The following is a 20,244-nucleotide window of genomic DNA, read 5'->3' as shown; positions in this document are numbered from 1 at the left end:
TGAATTTATTTAAAGGAGTGAATATGGAATGTCCTTATTGCAAACATGCACTTTCACATAGTGAAGTGGTCTCACTTTTGAGAAGTTTAGATAAAGCAAAAAAAGATTGTGAAGTATGCCATAAGCCATTTATAGGAAGCAAAAGTGCCAAAACTTGCTCAAATGCATGCCGTTCAAAAGCATATAGAATCCGCAAGGCTGCACAAATCCATTAAATAGTAAATAAAAGCATATAAAAAGAATAGAGTAATATAAGGCAATGGTGGAGCTGTGGGGAGTTGAACCCCAGTCCAAAAATGAGAGCTTCTTAAGAATCTACATGTTTAGTAGGTATTGATGTCTTTTTGTGGTTATCCAATACCCCAAGATAATGCCCACAAGCAGCCTATTCTTTTCTTTTGCCTTCGGCTTGGGCAAAAGAGCATCTAGCGGTGAATGACAGATAAGGCTTTCTGCTAGAGGGAAATACCATATCCGGCTCCAAAAAGCGATAAACTTACGCGACTTTTGCGTAAGCTGGAGCGTAATTTGAATTGTTTGCGTTTAAATTTAGTAGCAGTTTGAGAGCTTGCTAGCTCACATGCACTTAAGCCTCTTCACTCCTGTCGAAAGCCAAGTCAGCCCCGCAAGTTCAGCTTTATTAAAGCAGCTTCATTAACTCAAGCCACATCACATAATAAAAGCCCCTAAAGCATTTAAAACACCCTTAAAGCATAATCTTTAAGGGCACAGATTCTAATCTTTTTTATACCTTTTGTCAATGTAATCAAGTATCAGCATAACGATAAAACTCCCCACAAATCCGAGCATAGCCCCAGCAATTACTTGCGTTGGGGTATGCCATTGGCTAAGAATGCGTGAATAGCCTACAAAAATGGCTAAAATTAAGCTAAATATGCCCCATTCCCTGCCTAAAAAGCGCCACATAAGCGCACAAGCAGCAAATGCTGCACTGCTATGTCCGCTAGGGAATCCTCTAAATTCACCATTAATGGGTCGTTTAGCAATTTCTATGATATGTTGCGCCCATTCTAGGCTGCCATAATGGCTTGCGATATACACAAAAGCCAGCTTACAACCAAAGGCTATGCCTAAGATAATCACACTCACACAAATAAAATATTTCAAGCAAAGCAGCTGCTTTGTAAAAAGCCAATACAAGCCAAGAGGGATAAGCATAAGGCGAAAGACATCGCCATAGAGTTGCACATCATAAAACCAGAGGCAAACAGCGAGTAGGGCGATTAGTATCATATAGGGTAATTTTCTCATATTTTATCCTCTGCTAGATTATCCATAACATTTACGACTTCACGGAGTCGCTCTTTATCAAAATGCGTATAAATGCGACTGGTATTGAGGTTTGAATGCCCTAACGCTTCTTGTACCATAATTAAGTCATGCTTTTTTTGATAGAGCAAAGTGGCAAAAGAATGCCTCAAAATATGCGCACCATTTTTTTCTTTACGAATACCTGCTTGAAGGAGGATATTTTCTACATTTTTGTAGATATAGCTTTGTGTGAGTGCCTCTCCCTTTGCATTGCAGAAGAGTAAATCATACTTTGGGGCTAAGCTTAGGCGCTGGGCTAGCCATACATCAAGGAGATTTTGTATATGATTTTTACGTATCATCACGACTCGCGGTTTGTTACCCTTACCTCGAATCTGCAAAAGATAGCAATCTTTGTTGGGTAATATATCTTTATAGCGAAGATGAATAGCCTCGCTTACTCGTATGCCTGTATAAACAATGAGCTTAATAATAAGCTTATTGCGTGCAGCGACTTTGGGGCTAAGCTCTGTTGTATCAATGGCATGCAGGAAAGTTTCAAGTTCATTTTGGTCTAAAAATGCGGGGAGCTTCTGCCCGCTTTTACCCTGCAATGCGCTAATTTTAAGGTTAATATCATACACATGCGATTTGCCTTCACTTTCATTTTGCTTATCAATATAGCCAAAAAGCGCGATAAGAGCGATACGATAGTTTCTTTTACTTGCATTTGAGAGCGTGCTTGTCTCCACACTAAGAAAATCGCTCAATGTCTCCTCATCAATGGCTTCCATAGTGCGGATTTTACTTTGTATAAGGAAGTGATAGAGCTTGATAAGCGGAGTGGAGTAGGTATTTATGCCTATTAAGCCTGCCTTTCTCGCATCTTTGCAGAGCCTCTCTAGTTGATTTATGGAATCTATTTCATTGTTGCTTAGGGTATTAATGGCTTGCAGTATCTTTTCTTTATCATTTACTTGGTGATTGCTTAGAGTTGTGAGCTTGTAGCGCACAAATCTTGTAATCCAAAATAAAAGATCGCTTGCAAAGTCATTGGTGCAAGATAGGGGGTATTTCATATTATTTTCTCCTTGCTTTGAAGCTATAGAAAATTCTTCGGTTTCGCTAAAGACATAACAAACTAATAGAATCACTACAGAAACCTTGACTTCAAACACCTTTGAAATTATACAATATTTTAGTTATGAAAACTATACTTTTCAATTTAATTTGAATCTTGCCCTACTCAAGCTTACTTATGACCAGAAGCAAAGAAGAATCTTGTACAGCATTTACTCCTAATCCAAAAAGAAATGCTTCATAGAAAGCCCACAGCAATTCTTCGCTTGATTCTCAAAGCTAGGATATGACAAAAAGGGCTGAAGCTGACAAACTTAGCTATCTACCAGCGTTGATTTTAGGGAATTTTAGGGGTGAAAAATCTCTACATATTCTCATTCTAAGAGTAATTTTTATTTTACTCTCCCCTCTAGTTTAGAGATATTTTATAGAATCTTCACATATATATTTTGCATTTTATTGAAGGAGTGGATATGGTTAAAAGTGTCTTAGTGCCGCTTGCTAAGGGTTTTGAGGAGATAGAGCTTGTAAGTATAGTAGATATTTTGCGCAGGGCTGAACTCCGCGTGGTAATGGCAAGCTTGGATTCCCATAAACGCGTGCTTGGGGCTCATCATATAGTGATTGAAGCAGATAGCACCTTGCCAGAGCTTGAAATGGAAGATTTTGATGCTATTGCTTTGGCTGGAGGGTATGATGGCATGTGTAATCTAGCTAATAATGAGCTTGTCAAACTTTGGCTTCATACCTTTAAGCAGTCTCAAAAGCTCATAGCTGCTATTTGTGCCTCTCCTATTGTGCTCGATAAGGCTGGAGTGCTTGAAGGCGATTTTACATGTTATCCAAGTTGCGAAGAGCAAATCAACATGCAGGGTAAAAAGAGAATCTCAAAAGCAGTTGTCAAAAATGGCAAAGTCATTACCTCTATGGGTCCTGCTACTGCGAGTGTGTTTGCCTTAAGCCTTGTGAAAGAGTTATGCGGAGAAGAAAATGCTAAAATCCTTTATGAGCAGCTTCAAATGCCAAGTTTGAAAACATATTTGCAAGATTTGGGTTAATCTGTTGTTAGAATCTTTTAGAAATCGTTTCCAAATGACTTAAGCCACTCTTTGTTGAGTACTTTTAGATAAGGGGTGCTTAAGTGATATTAATATCAATCTACTCTATCTCCTGCTGGTTGTTATTGATTGTCGCATTATCCATTACACTGATGATATAAAGTATCTCACATTTTACAATGCTTATTTTATGATATATTTCTTAGCAATGGCTCATTGTTAGTGGTTATGCTTCATAAAGCTGCATAGTTATGCAATGCAAACTCCCATGCCAGAGTATAAGCTCTAAGCAAGGTACGCCTAGCACTTTATGCGTTGGCAGGGCATTTTTTAGAATCTCCAGTGCTTTTGTATCATTTGGGTCATCATAAGTGGGCACAAGCAAAGCATTATTGAGAAAAAGAAAATTCGCATAGCTTGCTGGAAGCCGCTGTTTATTTAGGTCATAAATAGCGCGAGTAAAGGGCAAGGGGATAAGATTATATGGCTTGCCATTAGGCTGTCTTAGGGCTTTTAGCTCTTCTTGCATTTTTGCTAACTCTATAAAATGCTCATCATCTCTATCCTCACATTGAATATAAGCAATACTATCTTTTGAAATAAAGCGCGCCAATGTATCGATATGGCTATCTGTGTCATCTCCAGCTAAATAGCCATGATGTAGCCACAGCACTTGCTTTAAGCCAAAATAGGCTTTGAGCTTAGATTCTATATCTTGGAGCGTGAGATGTGGGTTGCGATTAGGGGTTAAGAGGCATTGAGTGTTTGTTAGCAGCACTCCTGCGCCATTACTCTCTATGCTCCCTCCCTCAAGCACCATATCCGCTTGGATTAAATGCTCTTGTTTAAATACATTCCTTGTGATTTGATTATCTTTATTTGCAGGGTATTTGAGCCCCCAACCATTAAAGATAAAATCAATCATCTTACTCTCCCCTGCTTTGCTAATGCCAATCCCGCCAAAATCCCTAGCCCAAGTGTCATTTGTGCCTACTCTGATGATATGTAGCGCATAAGGGGAGCTTTGAGCCAAAGAGCTAAGATAGGGCTTAGCAATGCTATGTTTAGGGATATGGGGGTTGATATGGGTATTGATATATTCTTGTAGAGGAGATGGCTCCCCTTGTGGCTTAAAGTATTCACAAAGTAACCTAAAGCCCTCCTCATCATCAGTATCTACGCATAAAATAACAGATTCAAAGCATAAAATATGCTCGATTATGCGAATAAAGCAAGCACGTGCCTCATTAATATACTCTACCCAGTCGCTATTTGCATGCGGAAATGCCATAAAAATAGCAATTTGCCTCTCCCACTCTGCCCTTAAATGCGTATGTTCCATATGGAAGTCCTTTTGTGAATTTGACTTGTGTATGTTATGTATGTGTATAATAGCATTTGATTACTGAGTACGAAATATTCCATAAGGCAAAAAATGATTTTAAGCATAGAATCAAGCTGTGATGATAGCTCAATCGCCCTTACAGACATTAATAGTGCAGCTCTTGTGTATCATATTAAAATCTCTCAAGATAAAGAACATAGCAATTATGGAGGGGTAGTGCCAGAAATTGCTTCAAGGCTGCATTGCCAGAGGCTTCCACAGATTCTACAAAGGCTAAAAACGTTCTTAGATGATGATTTATCGCCCATTAAGGCGGTTGCGGTAACGACACGTCCGGGTTTAAGCGTAACGCTTATTGAGGGTTTAATGATGGCAAAGGCTCTTTGTCTTAGCCTGCAAGTCCCGCTTATTTGTATCAATCACCTTAAGGGGCATATTTATTCACTTTTTATTAAAACTCTTGCGCAGAATTGTTCAACACATAGAGATTGTTTAGAATCTTGCCTTAATGCTACCCTACCCTTAGGAGTTTTACTCGTTTCAGGCGGGCATACGCAGATACTTCTTATGCGAGGGGCAAATGATATAAGCATTTTAGCTCAAAGTCTTGATGATAGCTTTGGAGAGAGTTTTGATAAAGTGGCGAAATATTTAGGCTTAGGCTACCCCGGAGGTCCTAAGGTAGAATCTTATGCTAAAGACTTTAGCCTTACATATCCGCAAACTCCCCCACATAGCTTCCCTGTGCCACTTTTGCATAACCAAGAATTAGCCTTTAGCTTCTCTGGGTTAAAAAATGCAGTAAGGCTTGCTATCCAAGCTTTTCCTAAGCCACTTCACTCTAAAGATATAGGGAGTATTTGCGCGGGATTCCAAAAGAGCGCATGTGAGCATATCGTGCGCAAACTCAAGTGCTTTTTTCAAATGAGGGAGGCGCAAGATTTGAGGTATTTTGCGATTGTGGGCGGAGCAAGTGCAAATCTCTATTTACGCTCACAGGTAGAGAGTTTATGCAAGATGTATGATAAGCAATTACTTACTTCGGGGCTGGAATTTTGCTCTGATAATGCCGCTATGATAGGTATAGCGGCAATAGAGCATTATAAAAGAGGCGACTTCACTCCACTTGATGAGGCAAATATCTCGCCTCGAAGTTTAGAGAGTGATTTTAGTAGCATACCTTAGAGCTCAATTCCAACTTCTAGCATTCCTACTATATTGGTGCTAGAAGGGTAGCTAAAGTTCTCTACTTGCCTTGATTGAGACATATTCTCATACTTGCCAATAAGCTTTATATAGTAGCCAACTTGTGGAGTAATGTCTGCGGCATAGCCTAAACTTGCCTTAAACATATAATTTGAGCCAGCGATTTTTGAGCTTGTATTGGTATTTGCAAAGACATAATTCCCACTAAGGAAATAATAATACCCCACAAGATACTCTATCCTCGCCTTATTGGTAGGCAAGTATCCATCTAACTCTCCCCCGATAAAACTACGAGATAAGCCTATCCCTTTGCTTTTGGTATTGGTAGAGAAATTATCCCAACCATAAATGGCATTAATAAATAAAGGCACATTGCTAGTAGCGATATTAAGCCCTAGCTTAAAGTAAAAGTCATTAAATATAGAAAGGGTATTTTTAGCATATATATCTTGGCTAAAAGTATCTCCCTTGCTTTGAGCACTCCCTAGCCCTATTTTCCCTCCCAGTTCAGAGGCAAGGCGGGATTTCAAAACACCTCTTGCGCTAAATGAAAGATAGCCCCCTATGCTACTTATATCTGCATTTTGAGAATCTTTAGAACTAAGCCCATGATAAGCCCCACCAACGCCTATGCGGAAATATTTGCAATTATCATTTGGAGCACATTCTAAAGCCAAAAGTGAGCTAGCGAAGACGCCTAATAACCCTAAGGGAAAGAGTAATTTTGACAAAAACATAGCAACCTCCTTTAGCTATATTTAAAGCCTAGAAAGGCTAGTGGTATCACCACCAGCCCTCTAGAGAGTATATGAAAAATTCGTTTAGCCTTAAATCTAAGGACACTTTTATTATTAGTAATAATTCCTAAAAATATCAAGTTGAAAGTATTAAAAATATTTACTTTTATTAAAAAATGGTAAAAAAGTTACATTTCTAAAGTGGTTATTTTTAGTATTTTTCGTAAGGAATGGTGAATTTCTAAGAGATTGCCTAGAAACTTCTTAAGTTGTCAAGTCTTAGGCTTTAAAAAGCTGAAAAGTCTCTTTTGGCGACTAGTGATTTGAATTGTGATTCCTTTAGAGATTCTTCGGTCGGGCTCTGCCCTCCCTCAGAATGACAAGAGGATTGGGATTGTCTAGTGGCTTTGAGAATCAAGCGAAGAATTGCTGTGGGCTTTCTGTGAAGCATTTCTTTTTGGATTAGGAGTAAATGCTGTTAGTTTATCATGTTGAGGCGAAGCCCAAACATCTCTGCAAGAATCACTAGTCGCTAAAAGAGATTCTTCGCCTGCTATGCAGGCTTTAGACATGACAACAAGTCCAACCCATAAGATAAAATTACCTTGCAATAGGGTAAGCCCACTCTATAAGTGTTGAAGAGTTTGTGCATCTTAAGAGAGTTCAAGCATTCTATCAAGGGCGATTTTTGCCCATTTTTGGGTATTTTGGTCTAAAAATATTTCATTAATAGGCTTATTATCCTCATAGGCTAAGAGCACATCGCGGACATCTTCTAGGGTTGTCTCATTCATTGTGGGGCATTGGGGTTTGCTTGCACTTAGCACAAATGTAGTTTGCACTCCATTGAGTTTAGGGCGGAGGCGATTTACGAGATTAAATTCCGTGCCCACCGCTACCCTCTGCTCTAAGGGGAGGCTCTGCACATAAGTGATGATTTGACTTGTGGAGCCTACAAAATCTGCCATTTCTACGACATTTGGGTCGCATTCAGGATGCACTACGATTTTAATATCCGGAAACCTCCCACGATAGAATCTCACATCTTCAGGTGTAAAAAGCTGATGAACAGAGCAGAATCCATCATAGCAAATCACATCAGCATTGACTATCTGCTCCTTGCTATCTCTCCCAAGTAAGGCAGCACTTTTCTGCCCTGATCGGGCAAGATTCTCACCTAAGCACCTATCAGGGAGAAAAAATATCTTTTTCCCCTTTTGAAGTGCGTATTCAAAGATTTTCTGCGCATTCGCACTTGTGCATACAAGCCCACCCATTTGAGCGACTTTTGCCTTGACATCGGCATTTGAATTAATATAAGTAATAGGAAATATCTGCTCTTTATCTATACCATAAGATTGCAAGGTAGCAATGCTCTCATCATAATAATCACTATCTATCATTCTTGCCATAGAGCAACAAGCTAAGCGAGGCATAATAACGCGCTTTTGTGGAGCAAGTACTTTCACACTCTGCCCCATAAAAGCCACCCCGCAAAATACAATAAGCTCCTTTGGGCTCATCGAGGCTTTACGCGATAACTCTAGGCTATCCCCGCATAAATCTGCTAAGGCTACGATTTCATCTTTTTGATAATAATGTGCGACTAAGAGGGCATTAAGTTTGTTTAATAAACCTTTGATTTCAATAGTGAGTGGATTTGGTGTAGTTGCTGACATATCTTTCCTTCTTTATAGAATCTGCTCTTGCTTTAAGCTTTATCTCCTTAAACTCCTCTTAAATTAGCTATATGTACCTATATCTTGTGCAAATTTCACTTTTTGATTGATTTTAATATCAGGTATCATCTGCTCCATAAAAAGCACGATTGTTGAGCCCATTTTAAACATACCTAGCTCCTCTCCCTTATTGATTTGAATAGGCGTGCTATAGGTATAATTTATATTGTGCATTTTGGCATTCGTTTGGATTTTAGGCTCAAAGTGCATAACCATACTCCCCACATTAAGTGCGCCTACAGCGACAAAATAGATATGTTTATTACTAGCAGTTTTAGCAAATATAACCACACGTTCATTTCTAATAAAAAGATTGCTATTTTTCTTTAGCGATGGCAGATTTACAGGGAGGAGCTCTCCGCCAAAATAGCGCACTTCATGGATTTCCATATCGCATGGGGCGTGATAGCGGTGATAATCCTTTGGCGAAAGATAGAAGTTAATATAATAAAGCTCCCTATCTAACTTCTGCCCTAAAAGCTCCTCTATGTTATATTCCATACCTTTGATTTGCAAGGCATTTCCCTCACTGCTTTTGCCTAGCTGCGTAATGAGAGAATCACAAGGAGAGATAAGCACGATAGGATTAGGATTAATAGGGCGATTTACACATAATGCCCGTGTAAAAAGCGCATTAAGGGATTTATAAGATGAAGCGGGAGCAAATTCACTTAAATTAATCTTAAAAATTTTGACATAAGTCATATTGATAAGGCATTGCAATGGGTAGAAAAATTCATAAGAAGCAAATTTGCCAAAAAGACGCGAGAGTTTGTTTGAGAGATACATTATTACTCCTATTTAAGGTGGAACTTACCTTTATGTATAGCAAGTGCGTAGAAAAATGGCGTATCACAAAGGGCTAAGAATACCTTAATCACAAAATCTGCAAAAACCATAGCTATCACTTGCTCCCAAGGCAAAATAAACAAAAACGCAATATGAAAGAAAACCATCGTATCTACAAATTGTGAGGCAATGGTGCTTGCATTATTACGTAGCCACCAAAGGGCAGGAAATTTGCTCTTAAGATAGAAAAAGATATGTACATCAAGATTTTGAGAGATAAAAAACGCACTCACACTCGCTATAGCTATGCGCACTTCGCTTAGGAGAAGTGAGGGGATAAAAGCAAGGAATAGCCCAAGCCATAAAGTCTTTAATACCTGTGTTTTAGAGTATTTCTCGCTTAATACATCCATAAGCAAAAAGCTTAGAGGATAAGTCAATGCCCCATAAGTAAGCGGTGAGTTGAAAATATGAAATTGCACAGTGTAGTTTGCCAAGACAACAATACAAGCAAAAAGCAAGGCTGAAGTGATAAATACCCAAGTGTTCATTTTCTTCATTATTGCTCCTTTGAGTGGCTGCTGTGAGAAAGATTTAGATTCTCTAAAATTTGTGATGAGAGTTGTGCATTATAACTAATCAGCCTGTTTTTTAGCTGAATTTCCCATACCTCAAAGCCCTCGCGCATTTTTTGCTTAAATTCTTCCTCATTTAGCGCTTCATCAACGCTATTAATCGCATAATCACTTGCTACAAAAAACCCGATAGCACATAATGGCGCAAAACTCCCGCATAAAAGCGAACCACTCGCCCCTATTGCACCGCCTAAACTCTTTTTAGCCACACTTTTACCAATAATTTTTGTGCTTGTTTTCGCAAGGGCTTTACCTGAGGCTTTAAGCACCATAACCCCTACTACACTCGCCCCCAAAAGCGCGGCTATGCCATCACTAAAGCGGGGATTAAGTACATCAAGTTGCTCCCCAACATCATCAAATGAAATAACCTTAGAAATATATGCGCTATTTGGCTCCTTTTGTGTGATAAAAAATCCAAAACTTTGTTCAAAACGTGTTTTAAGCATATTAAAGTGTTTATCATAGAGGCTATTAAGGCGCTCTTGCAAATCATATGGTGTATAGGCTTTAAGCAAAAAGATAAATTGCTCTTGAGCTATATCCTCTCCTTTGCCAATAGCAGCATAAAAAAGCCTTGTATATTCCCCTCGCACACTAAAATACCACTCTGAATATTTCTCTATAATGCGTTCTTTTTGCTCTAAGTATTGCTCTATGGTTTTACTTACTTCTGCATTAAGTTGTGCTTGGAAGTCATTAAGATTTGCTTTGAGTTTCTGCTCAAGTGAGGGTAAGTCATTTGTGCGTATAAAGCTTTGCACCCCTTGCATACTGATTTGAATATATTGCTTATTGTCATCTAAAAGCTGCTTGCTTAGTAATTGCGGGAGGGCTTGAGTCTTTGCTAAAGGCTGCAAATGGATACTAATATTAAAGGCAATGTATATAAAAATAAGGAAAAACACCATAGCAAAAAACTGCCTAAAAGCGCGGGATTGTGTAAGGTTTGTTTGTGTAGCAGAAGTTTGTGCTTTTTGTGGCTTTTTGCTAAGCCTTAAACTCCCTATACACAAAAGTGAAAAGCTCACAAAGCAGGCGAAATACCCACAGGCAAAGAGCATATCAAGGGCGATATGCAAATATGTATCTGCTACATTGAAATAAAGCATATCTAGCAAAGCCTTTTTTAATAACATAAAGCCAAAGAGCTCTCTCCAGAGTGTGGAGGGCATTTGTGCGATATGGTAACTTCGCGTAAGGAAGTCAAAATGAGATTGTATATCTGTAGATTCTATCACAGATGGGGATAGGGCATGAAGCATAAATGCAGCTATCACCGCTAAGATAGCGCATAAAATGGCAGTGTATTTTTTAGCAAGTGTGGGGGCAAAGTCAGGGCTAAGATTAGCAGAGCATATCATATACACAAACTTAAGCCCATATATGCTGCAAGGCACAAGCAGGCAAAATATAAGAATCTCACTCCCGCTAGGAAATATCAGCATAAAAAATAATGACACACTTCCAGTAAAGGCAAGCAAGCAGCTTAGCACTTTAGCAAGGAAGAAATGCCCAAAATAGCGATAAAGAAGCGAATCTTGCTTATAGTAAGCTTTGATAGTGGCTTGTTTTTTGATTTTTAAAATATCATAGGTATAGAGCCAAAGCACCCCATAGAGTGCAAAGAAAGCAAAATATAATAAAAAACTCAAATGTGGATAAAAGCCTATAGAGATAATACTAAGAATGCTAGCAATAAACAAAAAAGGAGGGAAAAATACTTTCATTATGGGAGATTCTAGTAAGATTTAGCCTCCTTCATAATGGAGGCTAATGCGTTATTGTGTAATCGCAGTAAGAGAGATTTCTACACGGCGGTTTTTCGCCCTACCCTCTGCAGTTGTATTAGAAGCAATAGGATTGCTTGAGCCAAGCCCTTCAATCACAAAACGTTCAGATTTAACCTTTTGATTTTTAAGGTAAGTAGCTACCGTGTTGGCTCGTTGTTGAGAAAGGCTAAGATTGGTTTTATCAGAACCTGTGTTATCAGTATAACCTACAACCGTTACAATAGTTTTTTCATAATTATTGAGCACTTTTGCTACAGAATTAAGCACCGCATAAAAATCAGCACTCAAGCTTGCGCTACCGGTTTTAAAGGTAATATCACCGGGCATATTAAGGATAATTTCATTGCCATTTTTAGTAACGCTCACACCTGTGCCTTGGAGCTCTTCGCGGAGTTTTTTATCTTGCACGTCCATATAAGCACCTACCGCACCACCTGCTAATGCACCAACACCCGCACCAATAGCAGCACCTTTGGCTCTGTCTTTTTTATTGACCAATGCGCCAACGCCTGCACCTACTGCCGCTGTACCAAGCGCACCAATAGCAGTTTTACTAATTTGTGATTCTCCTGTGTAAGGGTTTGTTGTACAAGCTGCCATAAGGAGCGCACCACAAACTACGAGAGAAATACGTTGAAGTTTTACCATACCAAATCCTTTAAAGTTGAAATTTAAAGCCCGCATTGTATATGAAAAGAAATTGTTTTTAGCTTAATATTATTGATTTATGCTTTATTCTCTATCAAATAAACTTTTGAAATAAGCTTTTGCAACATTCATATAAGGCTTTTTTACGATGAGATATAGCATTTTTAGCACTTGGCTCAAACTCTGCTAAAGTCTTTCTAAGCGGATTATTTTCATTAGGAATAAAAATCGGGTCATAGCCAAAGCCCTTTTCACCCCTTGCTTCATCAATCACTTCACCATGTAATATACCCTCAAAATGTTCGATTTGGCATTGCTTTAGAGGTGGTAAAGGTAGATGTTGCACCACGATAAGGGCAATATGAGCTATAAAAAACGCCGGAGTTGGCATATTGGGTGAAATGTGCTTCATCTGCTCTATCAAGCATTGTAAATTTTGTTTATCGGTGCTGTTTTGAGCAGTAGAGACAAAATGCTTATAGTGTGCATATCGCGCACTATATATGCCCGGCTCTCCATTGAGAGCCTGAACACATAATCCACTATCTTCAGCAAGTAAGGCAATGGGGGCTTGCAGCAAAGTGTGAGGTTGTTGTGAATATCTCTTATAGAGGGCTTGATAAATAGCTTGAAGCTTTAAAACAGCATTTTCTCTAAAATCTTTGCCATGCTCATAGATATGAAAAGATTCTATAAAATCATTGTAGGCATATACTTTTGTGCCCTTACCCTCCTTACCTTCCAGCATGGATTGAAATTCTTGGATTTTATGTTTATTACCTGTGGCAAGTATGATAGTCATTGCATTCCTTTTTAAAGAGATTTTATAGTGTTATGGGCTTAATGCCAAAATCTAGGTGGGGGTAATTTATGTGTAATTCTTGTAAAAACCCCGAGTGTTTGTATGCGGATTCTATAACGTGCTGCCCTCATTTTTAGCCTCCTTAGATCCTTTGGTAGGAGTGAAAGGAGCATTTCATATGATTCTCCACTTTGCAGTAGGGACCTTGTGTGCGCACTAAAAAAGCTCTTATATGGCTTAAAATAAAGGTGATTAAGCTTGCAAAGCTGCAAGGTATCGCTTAAAATGCCATCTGATATATCCATACCGCCTTTCAAAAAAGGCGCGCATTCGCGTATAAACTTTGCCCTAATGCTTGGGGCTAAAAACCGCCCACTTGCCCGTAGTTTCCCCTTATTTGCAGGAGCTAGTAGCATTTTTAGCACTTTATAGCTACGAGTGATAGTATATTTAGGATATGTATCACAAGTGTAGCATAGCAAGCTATTTGTTGGAATCTTGTCGCGATAAAGTGTGTGTTTATGGGGCTTAGCAAAAAGTGTAATATGAATTTGCAGCGATGATGACTTTATCGTATCTCCACCGATGAGATGTATTTTATAAGCACGGCAGAAGTCCCCAATTGCTTGTGTAAAAGCTGCAATATCACCCTTAAGCCAATATTTGGGCAAGCCAATACTTAGAGTGGCATATAGAGGCGTGGCATTCATAGCGATAATATCAGAATAATTCACTAAAAATGCCTTTGTAGCCAGCTCGTATGGACTAAACCAATCTTTTAAAAAATGCACCCCCTCACAAAAGCTATCCATACCTACAACAAGGGATTTAAGGTTTGCTGATTTGATGTGGGCTATATGCGTGTGCTTTGGCGGAGAATCTTGCATATCTATAATGCAGCAATCATCGCCAATACCCTTTGTAACTTGCTGCTTTTTAAGACAAGAGAGGAAAAACGATTCTCTATCAAAATGTTGCACTTCTTGCCTTTAGCCTTGCATTTTTAAGCTTAAATCAATCCACTGGGCTTGGTGTATAAGCGCGCCTATGCTTATGGCATTCACACCACTTAGAGCGTATTCTCTTATATTTTGGAGGGTAATATTCCCACTGGCTTCTAGGATAATATGAGGTGCATAAGCATTACGATACTTCACTACTTCTTTTATCTCACAAACGCTCATATTATCGCACATAATCGCATTAGCTCCCGCTTTCATTGCCTTTTTGGCAGATTCAAAACTCTCGCACTCTACTTCAATAGGGCACATAAATGGCAATCTCTCTCTAGCAGTGCTAATTATGCCCTCTAAATCATCTACGTAGGCTAAATGTGTATCTTTTAGCATAAGCATACTATCAAGTCCAAAGCGATGATTAGAGCCTCCGCCATTACGAATGGAGTATTTCTCAAGTTCGCGCAAAAGTGGGCGAGTTTTACGTGTATCAAGGAGCTTAATGGGTATATCTTTTATCGCTTGGACATAGCTATGCGTGAGTGTGGCTATACCGCTACTATGGGCTAAAATATTTAATAGCACGCGCTCACATTGGAGAATCTTAATATAATCGCCCTCTATATGGCATAAATGCGCCCCTTTAGCAAAAGCTACTCCGTCTGTGTATGGGGAGCTATATTGAAGTGCGAAATATTCCATTAATGCCTTGAGATACACTTCTCCTGAGAAGATTCCATCTTGCTTGGCTACAATATATGCCTTAACGTGCTGGGTTTTAGCACAAAGCGCATACATATCTCCCCTGCCCAAATCCTCACAAATAGCCTGCGTGATAAAAGATACAATAGAATGTTCGCTCATAACTTGCCTTTGATAATAAGCTAGGTAAATAAATGTGGAAAAAGAGTGATAATAGCATAAAAACGCAACACTCCCCCAAACCTCTAAAGCCTTAGGAGTGCTGCAATGGAGTTATTTGCGGGCGTGAAGCTCATTAATATAGAATTTTGCAGATTCAAAGCCCTCTTTAAGCGCCCATTCATACGCAGATGATACAAATGCCCAGTTGATGTGCTTCCAAAAGCCCTCTAAATATGCAGGGCGAGCATTTCTATGGTCTATATAATATGCGTGTTCCCATACATCTACCACTAAAAGTGGCACTTTAGCTTCACTTAAAGGTGTAGCAGCATTGCTTGTTTGGACAATTTCAAGCTTTTTGCTTTTAGGGTTATACACAAGCCAATTCCAGCCTGAGCCAAAAAGCGTGGTGCTTGAAGAAAGGAATGCTTCCTTAAAAGATTCTAATGAGCCAAATTCAGCATTAATTGCAGCACTTAGCTCTGCGCTTAATTGACTTGCCTTAGGGCTTATGCAATCCCAATAAAAATCGTGATTATATACTTGTGCGGCGTTGTTGAAAAGCCCTCCGCTTGCTTGAGTGATAATATCAGCAAGTGTTGCATTCTCAAACTCCGTGTTTTTAATGAGATTATTGAGATTATTGACATAAGTTTGATGATGTTTGCCATAGTGATATGAAAATGTCTCTTCACTTATAAAGCTCCCAAACTCATTTGTGCCATAAGGCAATTTGCGTAATTCAAACATTGACTTCTCCTTATTCCTTAAATGTTGTTTTGAAATGTTGCTTTTGAAGTTAGAAATCACTTATCTACTTTGAGGTATAGGAGGCTAAAGTTAAGTTTTTCTTAATCAAAAGTGGAAACATTATAAGTGATATTTTTTAATGTTTATTCCTAATTTAGTTAATAACTTGATAAAAGGTATCTGAAGCAATTTGGCATTGCCTTAAGATACCACTATCAATGAGGCTATCAAGCATAGCTAATGTTTCTTGGCTAAACATATTTTGAGCGTCTTTTATGCTGAGGGGTCTGCGTTTAAGGAGATTGATAAGCTGCTCTTGGGTGTAAGTTTTTAGGGCGTTTTGTCCTTTATGGGCAATGCGTTTAGGGCAATTCACTTCCAAATGTGGATAGGCATAAAAGCATTGGGCGAGCTTATGGAGCTCCTCATCACTTATAGCCTCTACCTTATACGCCGGCGGGCGGTCGATACTGCCTAAATCTACGCGCGTTAAAGGCAGTGTGGATAAAAAGGCGGCAATTTGCTCTGCTTGGCTTAGGGTATCGTTAATACCTTTGACAAATAGCACTTCAGCGACAATCTCACCCTTAAAGCTTTTGGCAAAGTATGCTATACCTGCTTTAATTTGCTCTAGTGAGAGGCTTGCATGAGGGCGATCGATACGTCTAAAGGCTCTCTCTTCTAAGCTATCACATGAGAATTTCACAATATCAAGCTTTGCAAGAGCACGGCGTACCTCTTCTTTCCACAGCAAAGAACCATTGGTTAAAAGGAGTAGTTTTATAGAATCTGGCAATATATCCTTAATAGCGCTAATTAACTCCTCTAAATGCGGATATAAGGTAGGTTCGCCATTTGCTGTAAGGGTGAGTACATCGATTTTATGAATATAGAGTGCCTCTTTTATCGCTTGTAAAACTTCTGCGGGAGCAATGACCTTTTGCATAGAATCTACACTTTTACCCCTTTGTAGCTCGCAATACACGCAGTCAAAATTACATTGTTTCTGTGCGGGAGAGAGATCTACGCCAAGAGATTTGCCAAATCTCCGTGAATGTATGGGACCAAAGATAATTTCCATAACTTTCCTTTAAAGCACTTAGCTTGTGTCAATACGCCAATATGCCCTTAAACTCTTGCTTTAGGGCATATAAAATTCATATAAAATTGATATAAAACCAAAAGTCAAAAAGTATAGCATATTTTGCAAGATAGGCGTAAAACTTAACTTTTTACGATACAATCAGGGCTTATTCTAACTTAATTCTTATTCCTAAATATCTCTTTATCTTGGGTGTTTTGCGGGGGTGTTTTGTGCATATTTTCCTTAAGTATTTCTTTAAATTTTGTCTTTTTTTGCTCTTTCTCTGCTTGTTTTCCTCATGTGGTACTTTAGAGCAGAATTCACGCATTAATATAGCTGATGACCCAAGTGAGGCGATGAGACATATCGCAGGGAATCAACTCCGCGTAAATAGCAATGAGCAAAAGACACTCTCACGTAACACAAAAGAAGTCAAAAGACAATATGCCAAAATCACCCAGACGCTTAGTGGCAATGTAGCAAAGCTTTGGGCGGATACAGATGTAACCCTGCCGAGTGTGCAAACCTATGTGAAATACTCTAATCAATACAAGATAAAAGCAAGTATTGACTTTGCTATAGGAGCAATACGGATTGAAAGTATTGATGGTGTGGAGAGTTTAGAAAAAGCCATTATTAATACCCTGCTTATGCCAGAAAACCCAGCTAATGTGGATTTATACTCAAGTGATGATTTTGAGCTTAAAGGCACGCCATTTCTTGCAGGGCTTATTAAGGATAACCAAGGGCAAGATATTCTCACACAATGGCGCGCTAAAGCGTATGCAAAATACCTAATAGCCAATCAACTCAAAACACGCAAAAGTAGTAATGGCAAGGAAGTATCATATGTGGAGCTTCAAATGGTCGGAGACTATCAAAGCAAGAGTGAGCATAAATATGAAGAAATCGTGCGTAAATATGCCCATAAATACAATATCTCCCCTGCACTTGTGCTAGGCATTATCCAAACAGAATCAAACTTCAACCCCTATGCGGTAAGTGGTGCTCCAGCTTATGGGCTTATGCAGCTTGTACCGAGCACAGCAGGGGCTGATGCCTATGAGCTTATCAATGGTAAAAAGGGTATGCCCACAAAAGAAATGCTTTTTGACCCTGAGACAAATATCCACTATGGTGTGGCGTATTTAAGCATTCTTTTTAATCGTTACTTGCCTGATATTAAAGACAAGCAAAGCCAAGAATATTGCGTTATCACCGCATATAATGCAGGGGCAGGCAGTGTGCTAAGGACATTCCATAATGATAAAGCCCAAGCCTTTATGCGCATTAATGCCCTCTCATCTGCAAAGGTATATGACACACTTCGCACTAAGCTCCCCTCTGATGAGGGCAGACGCTACCTCCTTAAAGTTAGCACATTTAAAAAGAATTATGAGCACATTAAGTAATGAGATTGGTTGAATTTTATTCTGATGAACGCACATGTAGCTATATTGATTCTAAAAAGAGCATTTTTCGCTATTTTCATATCCAAAATGTAACCCCTAACTTTTATCATGGCTTATTAGAGCGAGGTTGGAGGCGATTTGGGAATTACTTTTTCACCCCTATGTGCAGAGGCTGCACAGATTGTATTTCTATACGCACACTCATTGATGACTTTACTTTAAGCAAAAACCAAAAGAGAGTGCTAAAAAAGTCTGCAAACATCGATATATACATACAAAAGCCCACTATTTCACAAGCACATATAGAGCTTTATAACCGCTATCATAAAGTTATGCAAAGTAAAAAAGGCTGGGAATACGCACCCATTAATGCAGAATCATATATGGATATGTTTGTCGCTGGACATCAAGACTTTGGCTATGAGCTCTTGTATTTTATGGATTCCCAACTGATTGGCGTGGGGCTTGTCGATGCGCTTTTTGATAGCATTACTGCTGTGTATTTTTATTATGACCATAGCTATGCCTCTTATAGTCTAGGCACACTAAATATCTTAAAGCAAATTCAAATTGGTAAAGAAAATGGCTTAAAATTTTTCTACCCCGGCTACTGGATAAAAGATCATTATTGCATGGGCTACAAGGAGCGATTTACCCCCTTTGAAGTGCTTAAAAATATTCCCGATGTGTTTGAAGCCCCCATTTGGGAGATGTATGAGCATAAATAACTACAACTTTAAATAGTTAAAGACTGCAAGGAGAAAGGGCAATATTTTTAGGACACTAAATTACACTATAATGCTAGAAGTAAAAGGAGAGGTGATGTATCCATTAGATATTTTAGAAGAAGAGCTTAAAAATAAAATTGCGCAAGAGTATTTTAAAGACTTTGACACCACGCGCATTTTGGGCAAGATTGATTTTTGTGTGTCATTTGATGTAAGAAGTCTTTTTCAGAGTATTCATTTTCTTTGGGCAGAGGCAAAGAAAGGCAGCAAGAGCGATATTATAGAATCTTTTGTGCAGCTTATTCTCACTATCGGCAAAGAGCGCACTTTTGAATCCGAGCTTCCCCCGCTTTTCTTAGGTGCATTTGATGCTTTAAAATTCGCCTTTATCCCCTATGATGAGATAGCCCGCATCTTTAGCCAAAATGACTTTAATTGGAATGTTACGCCAAGTAACTATGAGAGCAAGGAGTTTAAGCAGCTTTATAACACGACCAAAGAGCTATTAGAATCTCAAAAGTTACAATTTGATTTTGCACAAGATTCTAAAGAACTCAAAGCTTTCATCAAGGCAAATTTTAGCTTAGATAACGAGCATTTGCACAAAATCCAAATCAGCAAAAATAACTTTATGGTGATTTACCAAAAATGGCTTACAAGCGTCAAAGATTCTATTAGCATTGATTGGAATCTCGCTAAAGACGCGGGGATTTTGGATTCTGATTTTTATTTGGCGGATTTATTAAGCGAAGAAAATCAAAGCCTAATCGACAAACTCTTTGTCGTGCTGCAAAAAACGTATTATGAATTCAATAAAACCATTACTTTTATGCGCACAGAGCAAAAAGACACCGCAAGCTTTAAAGATAACCAAAAAGCGCATAAAAGCTTTTGGAATCTTTATGAGCGCCCACCCAAAAAGGAATATTGGGACTACATCATAGAGCGGCGCGATTTGCTCGTGCCTAGCGATATACGAGAGCGCAAAGGCGCATTTTTCACTCCGCAAAGATGGGTGCAAAAGGCGCAAGATTACCTCGCTAAAGCCTTAGGGGAGGATTGGCAGAGTGAATACATTATATGGGATTGTGCTGCAGGCACGGGCAATCTCCTTGCTAACCTCACCGAATCGCGCAATCTCTATGCCTCCACGCTCGATAAAAGCGATGTAGAGATTATCAAAGAGCTAGCCCATAACAAACGCCTTGCCCTCTTTGAAAACCATATCTTTCAATTTGATTTTTTAAATGACATCTTGCTTGATAAACCCTGCGAAAAGCACGCAAATAGCGCAAATAGCACGGGGGGGGGGGATAGAAGGGGATTGTAAGGAGTGCCAAAAATCC

Annotated in this window: 22 protein-coding genes and 1 other RNA gene; 6 read left to right on the top strand and 17 right to left on the bottom strand. The window is 39.0% G+C overall.

What is annotated here, in order from left to right; all coding sequences use genetic code 11:
* Nucleotides 1–23 precede the first annotated feature (23 nt).
* Complete coding sequence (locus CQA63_RS04580) at nt 24–215, top strand: hypothetical protein (RefSeq protein ID WP_104700218.1); 192 nt, start codon at nt 24–26, stop codon at nt 213–215.
* Between the two features lie 45 nt (nt 216–260).
* Here the strand turns inward: CQA63_RS04580 and ssrA are convergent.
* The 3 genes from ssrA to CQA63_RS04565 form a co-directional block, all read right to left on the bottom strand.
* Nucleotides 261–625, bottom strand: a transfer-messenger RNA (tmRNA) gene (gene ssrA, locus CQA63_RS04575).
* A gap of 110 nt (nt 626–735) precedes the next feature.
* The gene (locus CQA63_RS04570; protein WP_104700217.1) at nt 736–1,272 is read right to left on the bottom strand and encodes a phosphatase PAP2 family protein; all 537 of its coding nucleotides are present in this window, start codon (nt 1,270–1,272) and stop codon (nt 736–738) included.
* Entirely contained in the window at nt 1,269–2,351 is a 1,083-nt protein-coding gene (locus tag CQA63_RS04565) for a tyrosine-type recombinase/integrase (RefSeq protein ID WP_104700216.1), read from the bottom strand. The genes CQA63_RS04570 and CQA63_RS04565 overlap by 4 nt, the downstream gene beginning before the upstream one ends.
* 474 nt (nt 2,352–2,825) lie before the next feature.
* On the opposite strand from CQA63_RS04565, the gene CQA63_RS04560 reads away from it, so the two are divergent.
* Nucleotides 2,826–3,410: a DJ-1 family glyoxalase III gene (locus CQA63_RS04560; protein ID WP_104700215.1), complete on the top strand. Its 585-nt coding sequence runs from the start codon at nt 2,826–2,828 to the stop codon at nt 3,408–3,410.
* Between the two features lie 226 nt (nt 3,411–3,636).
* On the opposite strand, the gene CQA63_RS04555 is transcribed toward CQA63_RS04560, so the two are convergent.
* On the bottom strand, nt 3,637–4,752 hold the full coding sequence (locus tag CQA63_RS04555; RefSeq protein WP_104700214.1) for an agmatine deiminase family protein: 1,116 nt from the start codon (nt 4,750–4,752) through the stop codon (nt 3,637–3,639).
* A gap of 93 nt (nt 4,753–4,845) precedes the next feature.
* On the opposite strand from CQA63_RS04555, the gene tsaD reads away from it, so the two are divergent.
* Nucleotides 4,846–5,940, top strand: a complete 1,095-nt coding sequence (gene tsaD / locus CQA63_RS04550; RefSeq protein ID WP_104700213.1) for a tRNA (adenosine(37)-N6)-threonylcarbamoyltransferase complex transferase subunit TsaD — start codon at nt 4,846–4,848, stop codon at nt 5,938–5,940.
* On the opposite strand, the gene CQA63_RS04545 is transcribed toward tsaD, so the two are convergent.
* The 13 genes from CQA63_RS04545 to CQA63_RS04495 form a co-directional block, all read right to left on the bottom strand.
* Entirely contained in the window at nt 5,937–6,698 is a 762-nt protein-coding gene (locus CQA63_RS04545) for a hypothetical protein (RefSeq protein WP_104700212.1), read from the bottom strand. The two genes, tsaD and CQA63_RS04545, sit on opposite strands and share 4 nt — an antisense overlap.
* Before the next feature lie 286 nt (nt 6,699–6,984).
* Complete coding sequence (locus CQA63_RS10385; RefSeq protein WP_267891928.1) at nt 6,985–7,116, bottom strand: hypothetical protein; 132 nt, start codon at nt 7,114–7,116, stop codon at nt 6,985–6,987.
* Nucleotides 7,097–7,270, bottom strand: a complete 174-nt coding sequence (locus CQA63_RS09770) for a hypothetical protein (protein ID WP_158655488.1) — start codon at nt 7,268–7,270, stop codon at nt 7,097–7,099. Before CQA63_RS09770 ends, CQA63_RS10385 begins: the two co-directional genes overlap by 20 nt.
* A gap of 81 nt (nt 7,271–7,351) precedes the next feature.
* Nucleotides 7,352–8,377 (bottom strand): quinolinate synthase NadA, encoded by a 1,026-nt coding sequence (nadA, locus tag CQA63_RS04540; protein ID WP_104700211.1) that lies wholly within the window; start codon nt 8,375–8,377, stop codon nt 7,352–7,354.
* Nucleotides 8,378–8,440: 63 nt separating this feature from the next.
* The gene (locus CQA63_RS04535; RefSeq protein WP_104700210.1) at nt 8,441–9,226 is read right to left on the bottom strand and encodes a phosphatidylserine decarboxylase; all 786 of its coding nucleotides are present in this window, start codon (nt 9,224–9,226) and stop codon (nt 8,441–8,443) included.
* A gap of 8 nt (nt 9,227–9,234) precedes the next feature.
* Nucleotides 9,235–9,786 carry a queuosine precursor transporter gene (locus CQA63_RS04530; protein WP_104700209.1) on the bottom strand — a complete coding sequence of 184 codons (552 nt, stop codon included), beginning with the start codon at nt 9,784–9,786 and terminating at the stop codon, nt 9,235–9,237.
* Entirely contained in the window at nt 9,786–11,591 is a 1,806-nt protein-coding gene (locus CQA63_RS04525) for a hypothetical protein (RefSeq protein ID WP_104700208.1), read from the bottom strand. The genes CQA63_RS04530 and CQA63_RS04525 overlap by 1 nt, the downstream gene beginning before the upstream one ends.
* A gap of 51 nt (nt 11,592–11,642) precedes the next feature.
* Nucleotides 11,643–12,302, bottom strand: coding sequence for a YiaD family glycine zipper/OmpA-like lipoprotein (locus tag CQA63_RS10380; protein ID WP_104700207.1), 660 nt, complete (start codon nt 12,300–12,302; stop codon nt 11,643–11,645).
* Between the two features lie 94 nt (nt 12,303–12,396).
* On the bottom strand, nt 12,397–13,104 hold the full coding sequence (locus CQA63_RS04515; RefSeq protein ID WP_104700206.1) for a non-canonical purine NTP pyrophosphatase: 708 nt from the start codon (nt 13,102–13,104) through the stop codon (nt 12,397–12,399).
* Nucleotides 13,105–13,142: 38 nt separating this feature from the next.
* The gene (locus tag CQA63_RS04510; RefSeq protein WP_104700205.1) at nt 13,143–14,084 is read right to left on the bottom strand and encodes a thiamine-phosphate kinase; all 942 of its coding nucleotides are present in this window, start codon (nt 14,082–14,084) and stop codon (nt 13,143–13,145) included.
* Nucleotides 14,085–14,093: 9 nt separating this feature from the next.
* Nucleotides 14,094–14,924: a carboxylating nicotinate-nucleotide diphosphorylase gene (gene nadC / locus CQA63_RS04505; RefSeq protein ID WP_104700204.1), complete on the bottom strand. Its 831-nt coding sequence runs from the start codon at nt 14,922–14,924 to the stop codon at nt 14,094–14,096.
* A gap of 111 nt (nt 14,925–15,035) precedes the next feature.
* Nucleotides 15,036–15,674, bottom strand: a complete 639-nt coding sequence (locus tag CQA63_RS04500) for a superoxide dismutase (RefSeq protein ID WP_104700203.1) — start codon at nt 15,672–15,674, stop codon at nt 15,036–15,038.
* 154 nt (nt 15,675–15,828) lie between these two features.
* Nucleotides 15,829–16,755 carry a radical SAM protein gene (locus CQA63_RS04495; protein WP_104700202.1) on the bottom strand — a complete coding sequence of 309 codons (927 nt, stop codon included), beginning with the start codon at nt 16,753–16,755 and terminating at the stop codon, nt 15,829–15,831.
* 290 nt (nt 16,756–17,045) lie between these two features.
* Between CQA63_RS04495 and CQA63_RS04490 the strand changes: the two genes are divergently transcribed.
* From CQA63_RS04490 to CQA63_RS10490, 3 genes are all read left to right on the top strand, one after another.
* A complete protein-coding gene (locus CQA63_RS04490; protein WP_244916273.1) occupies nt 17,046–18,170 on the top strand; it encodes a murein transglycosylase domain-containing protein in 1,125 nt (374 codons plus the stop codon).
* Complete coding sequence (locus CQA63_RS04485) at nt 18,170–18,898, top strand: arginyltransferase (RefSeq protein ID WP_104700201.1); 729 nt, start codon at nt 18,170–18,172, stop codon at nt 18,896–18,898. Before CQA63_RS04490 ends, CQA63_RS04485 begins: the two co-directional genes overlap by 1 nt.
* Nucleotides 18,899–18,992: 94 nt before the next feature.
* Nucleotides 18,993–20,228 carry a hypothetical protein gene (locus CQA63_RS10490; protein ID WP_104700200.1) on the top strand — a complete coding sequence of 412 codons (1,236 nt, stop codon included), beginning with the start codon at nt 18,993–18,995 and terminating at the stop codon, nt 20,226–20,228.
* The last annotated feature ends 16 nt before the right edge of the window (nt 20,229–20,244 follow it).

It is taken from the genome of Helicobacter marmotae, assembly GCF_003364255.1.
In the GTDB taxonomy this organism is placed as follows: Bacteria; Campylobacterota; Campylobacteria; order Campylobacterales; family Helicobacteraceae; genus Helicobacter_C; species Helicobacter_C marmotae.
The sequence above is the reverse complement of the archived record's forward strand: the minus strand, read 5'-3'. Positions and strand labels throughout refer to the sequence as shown.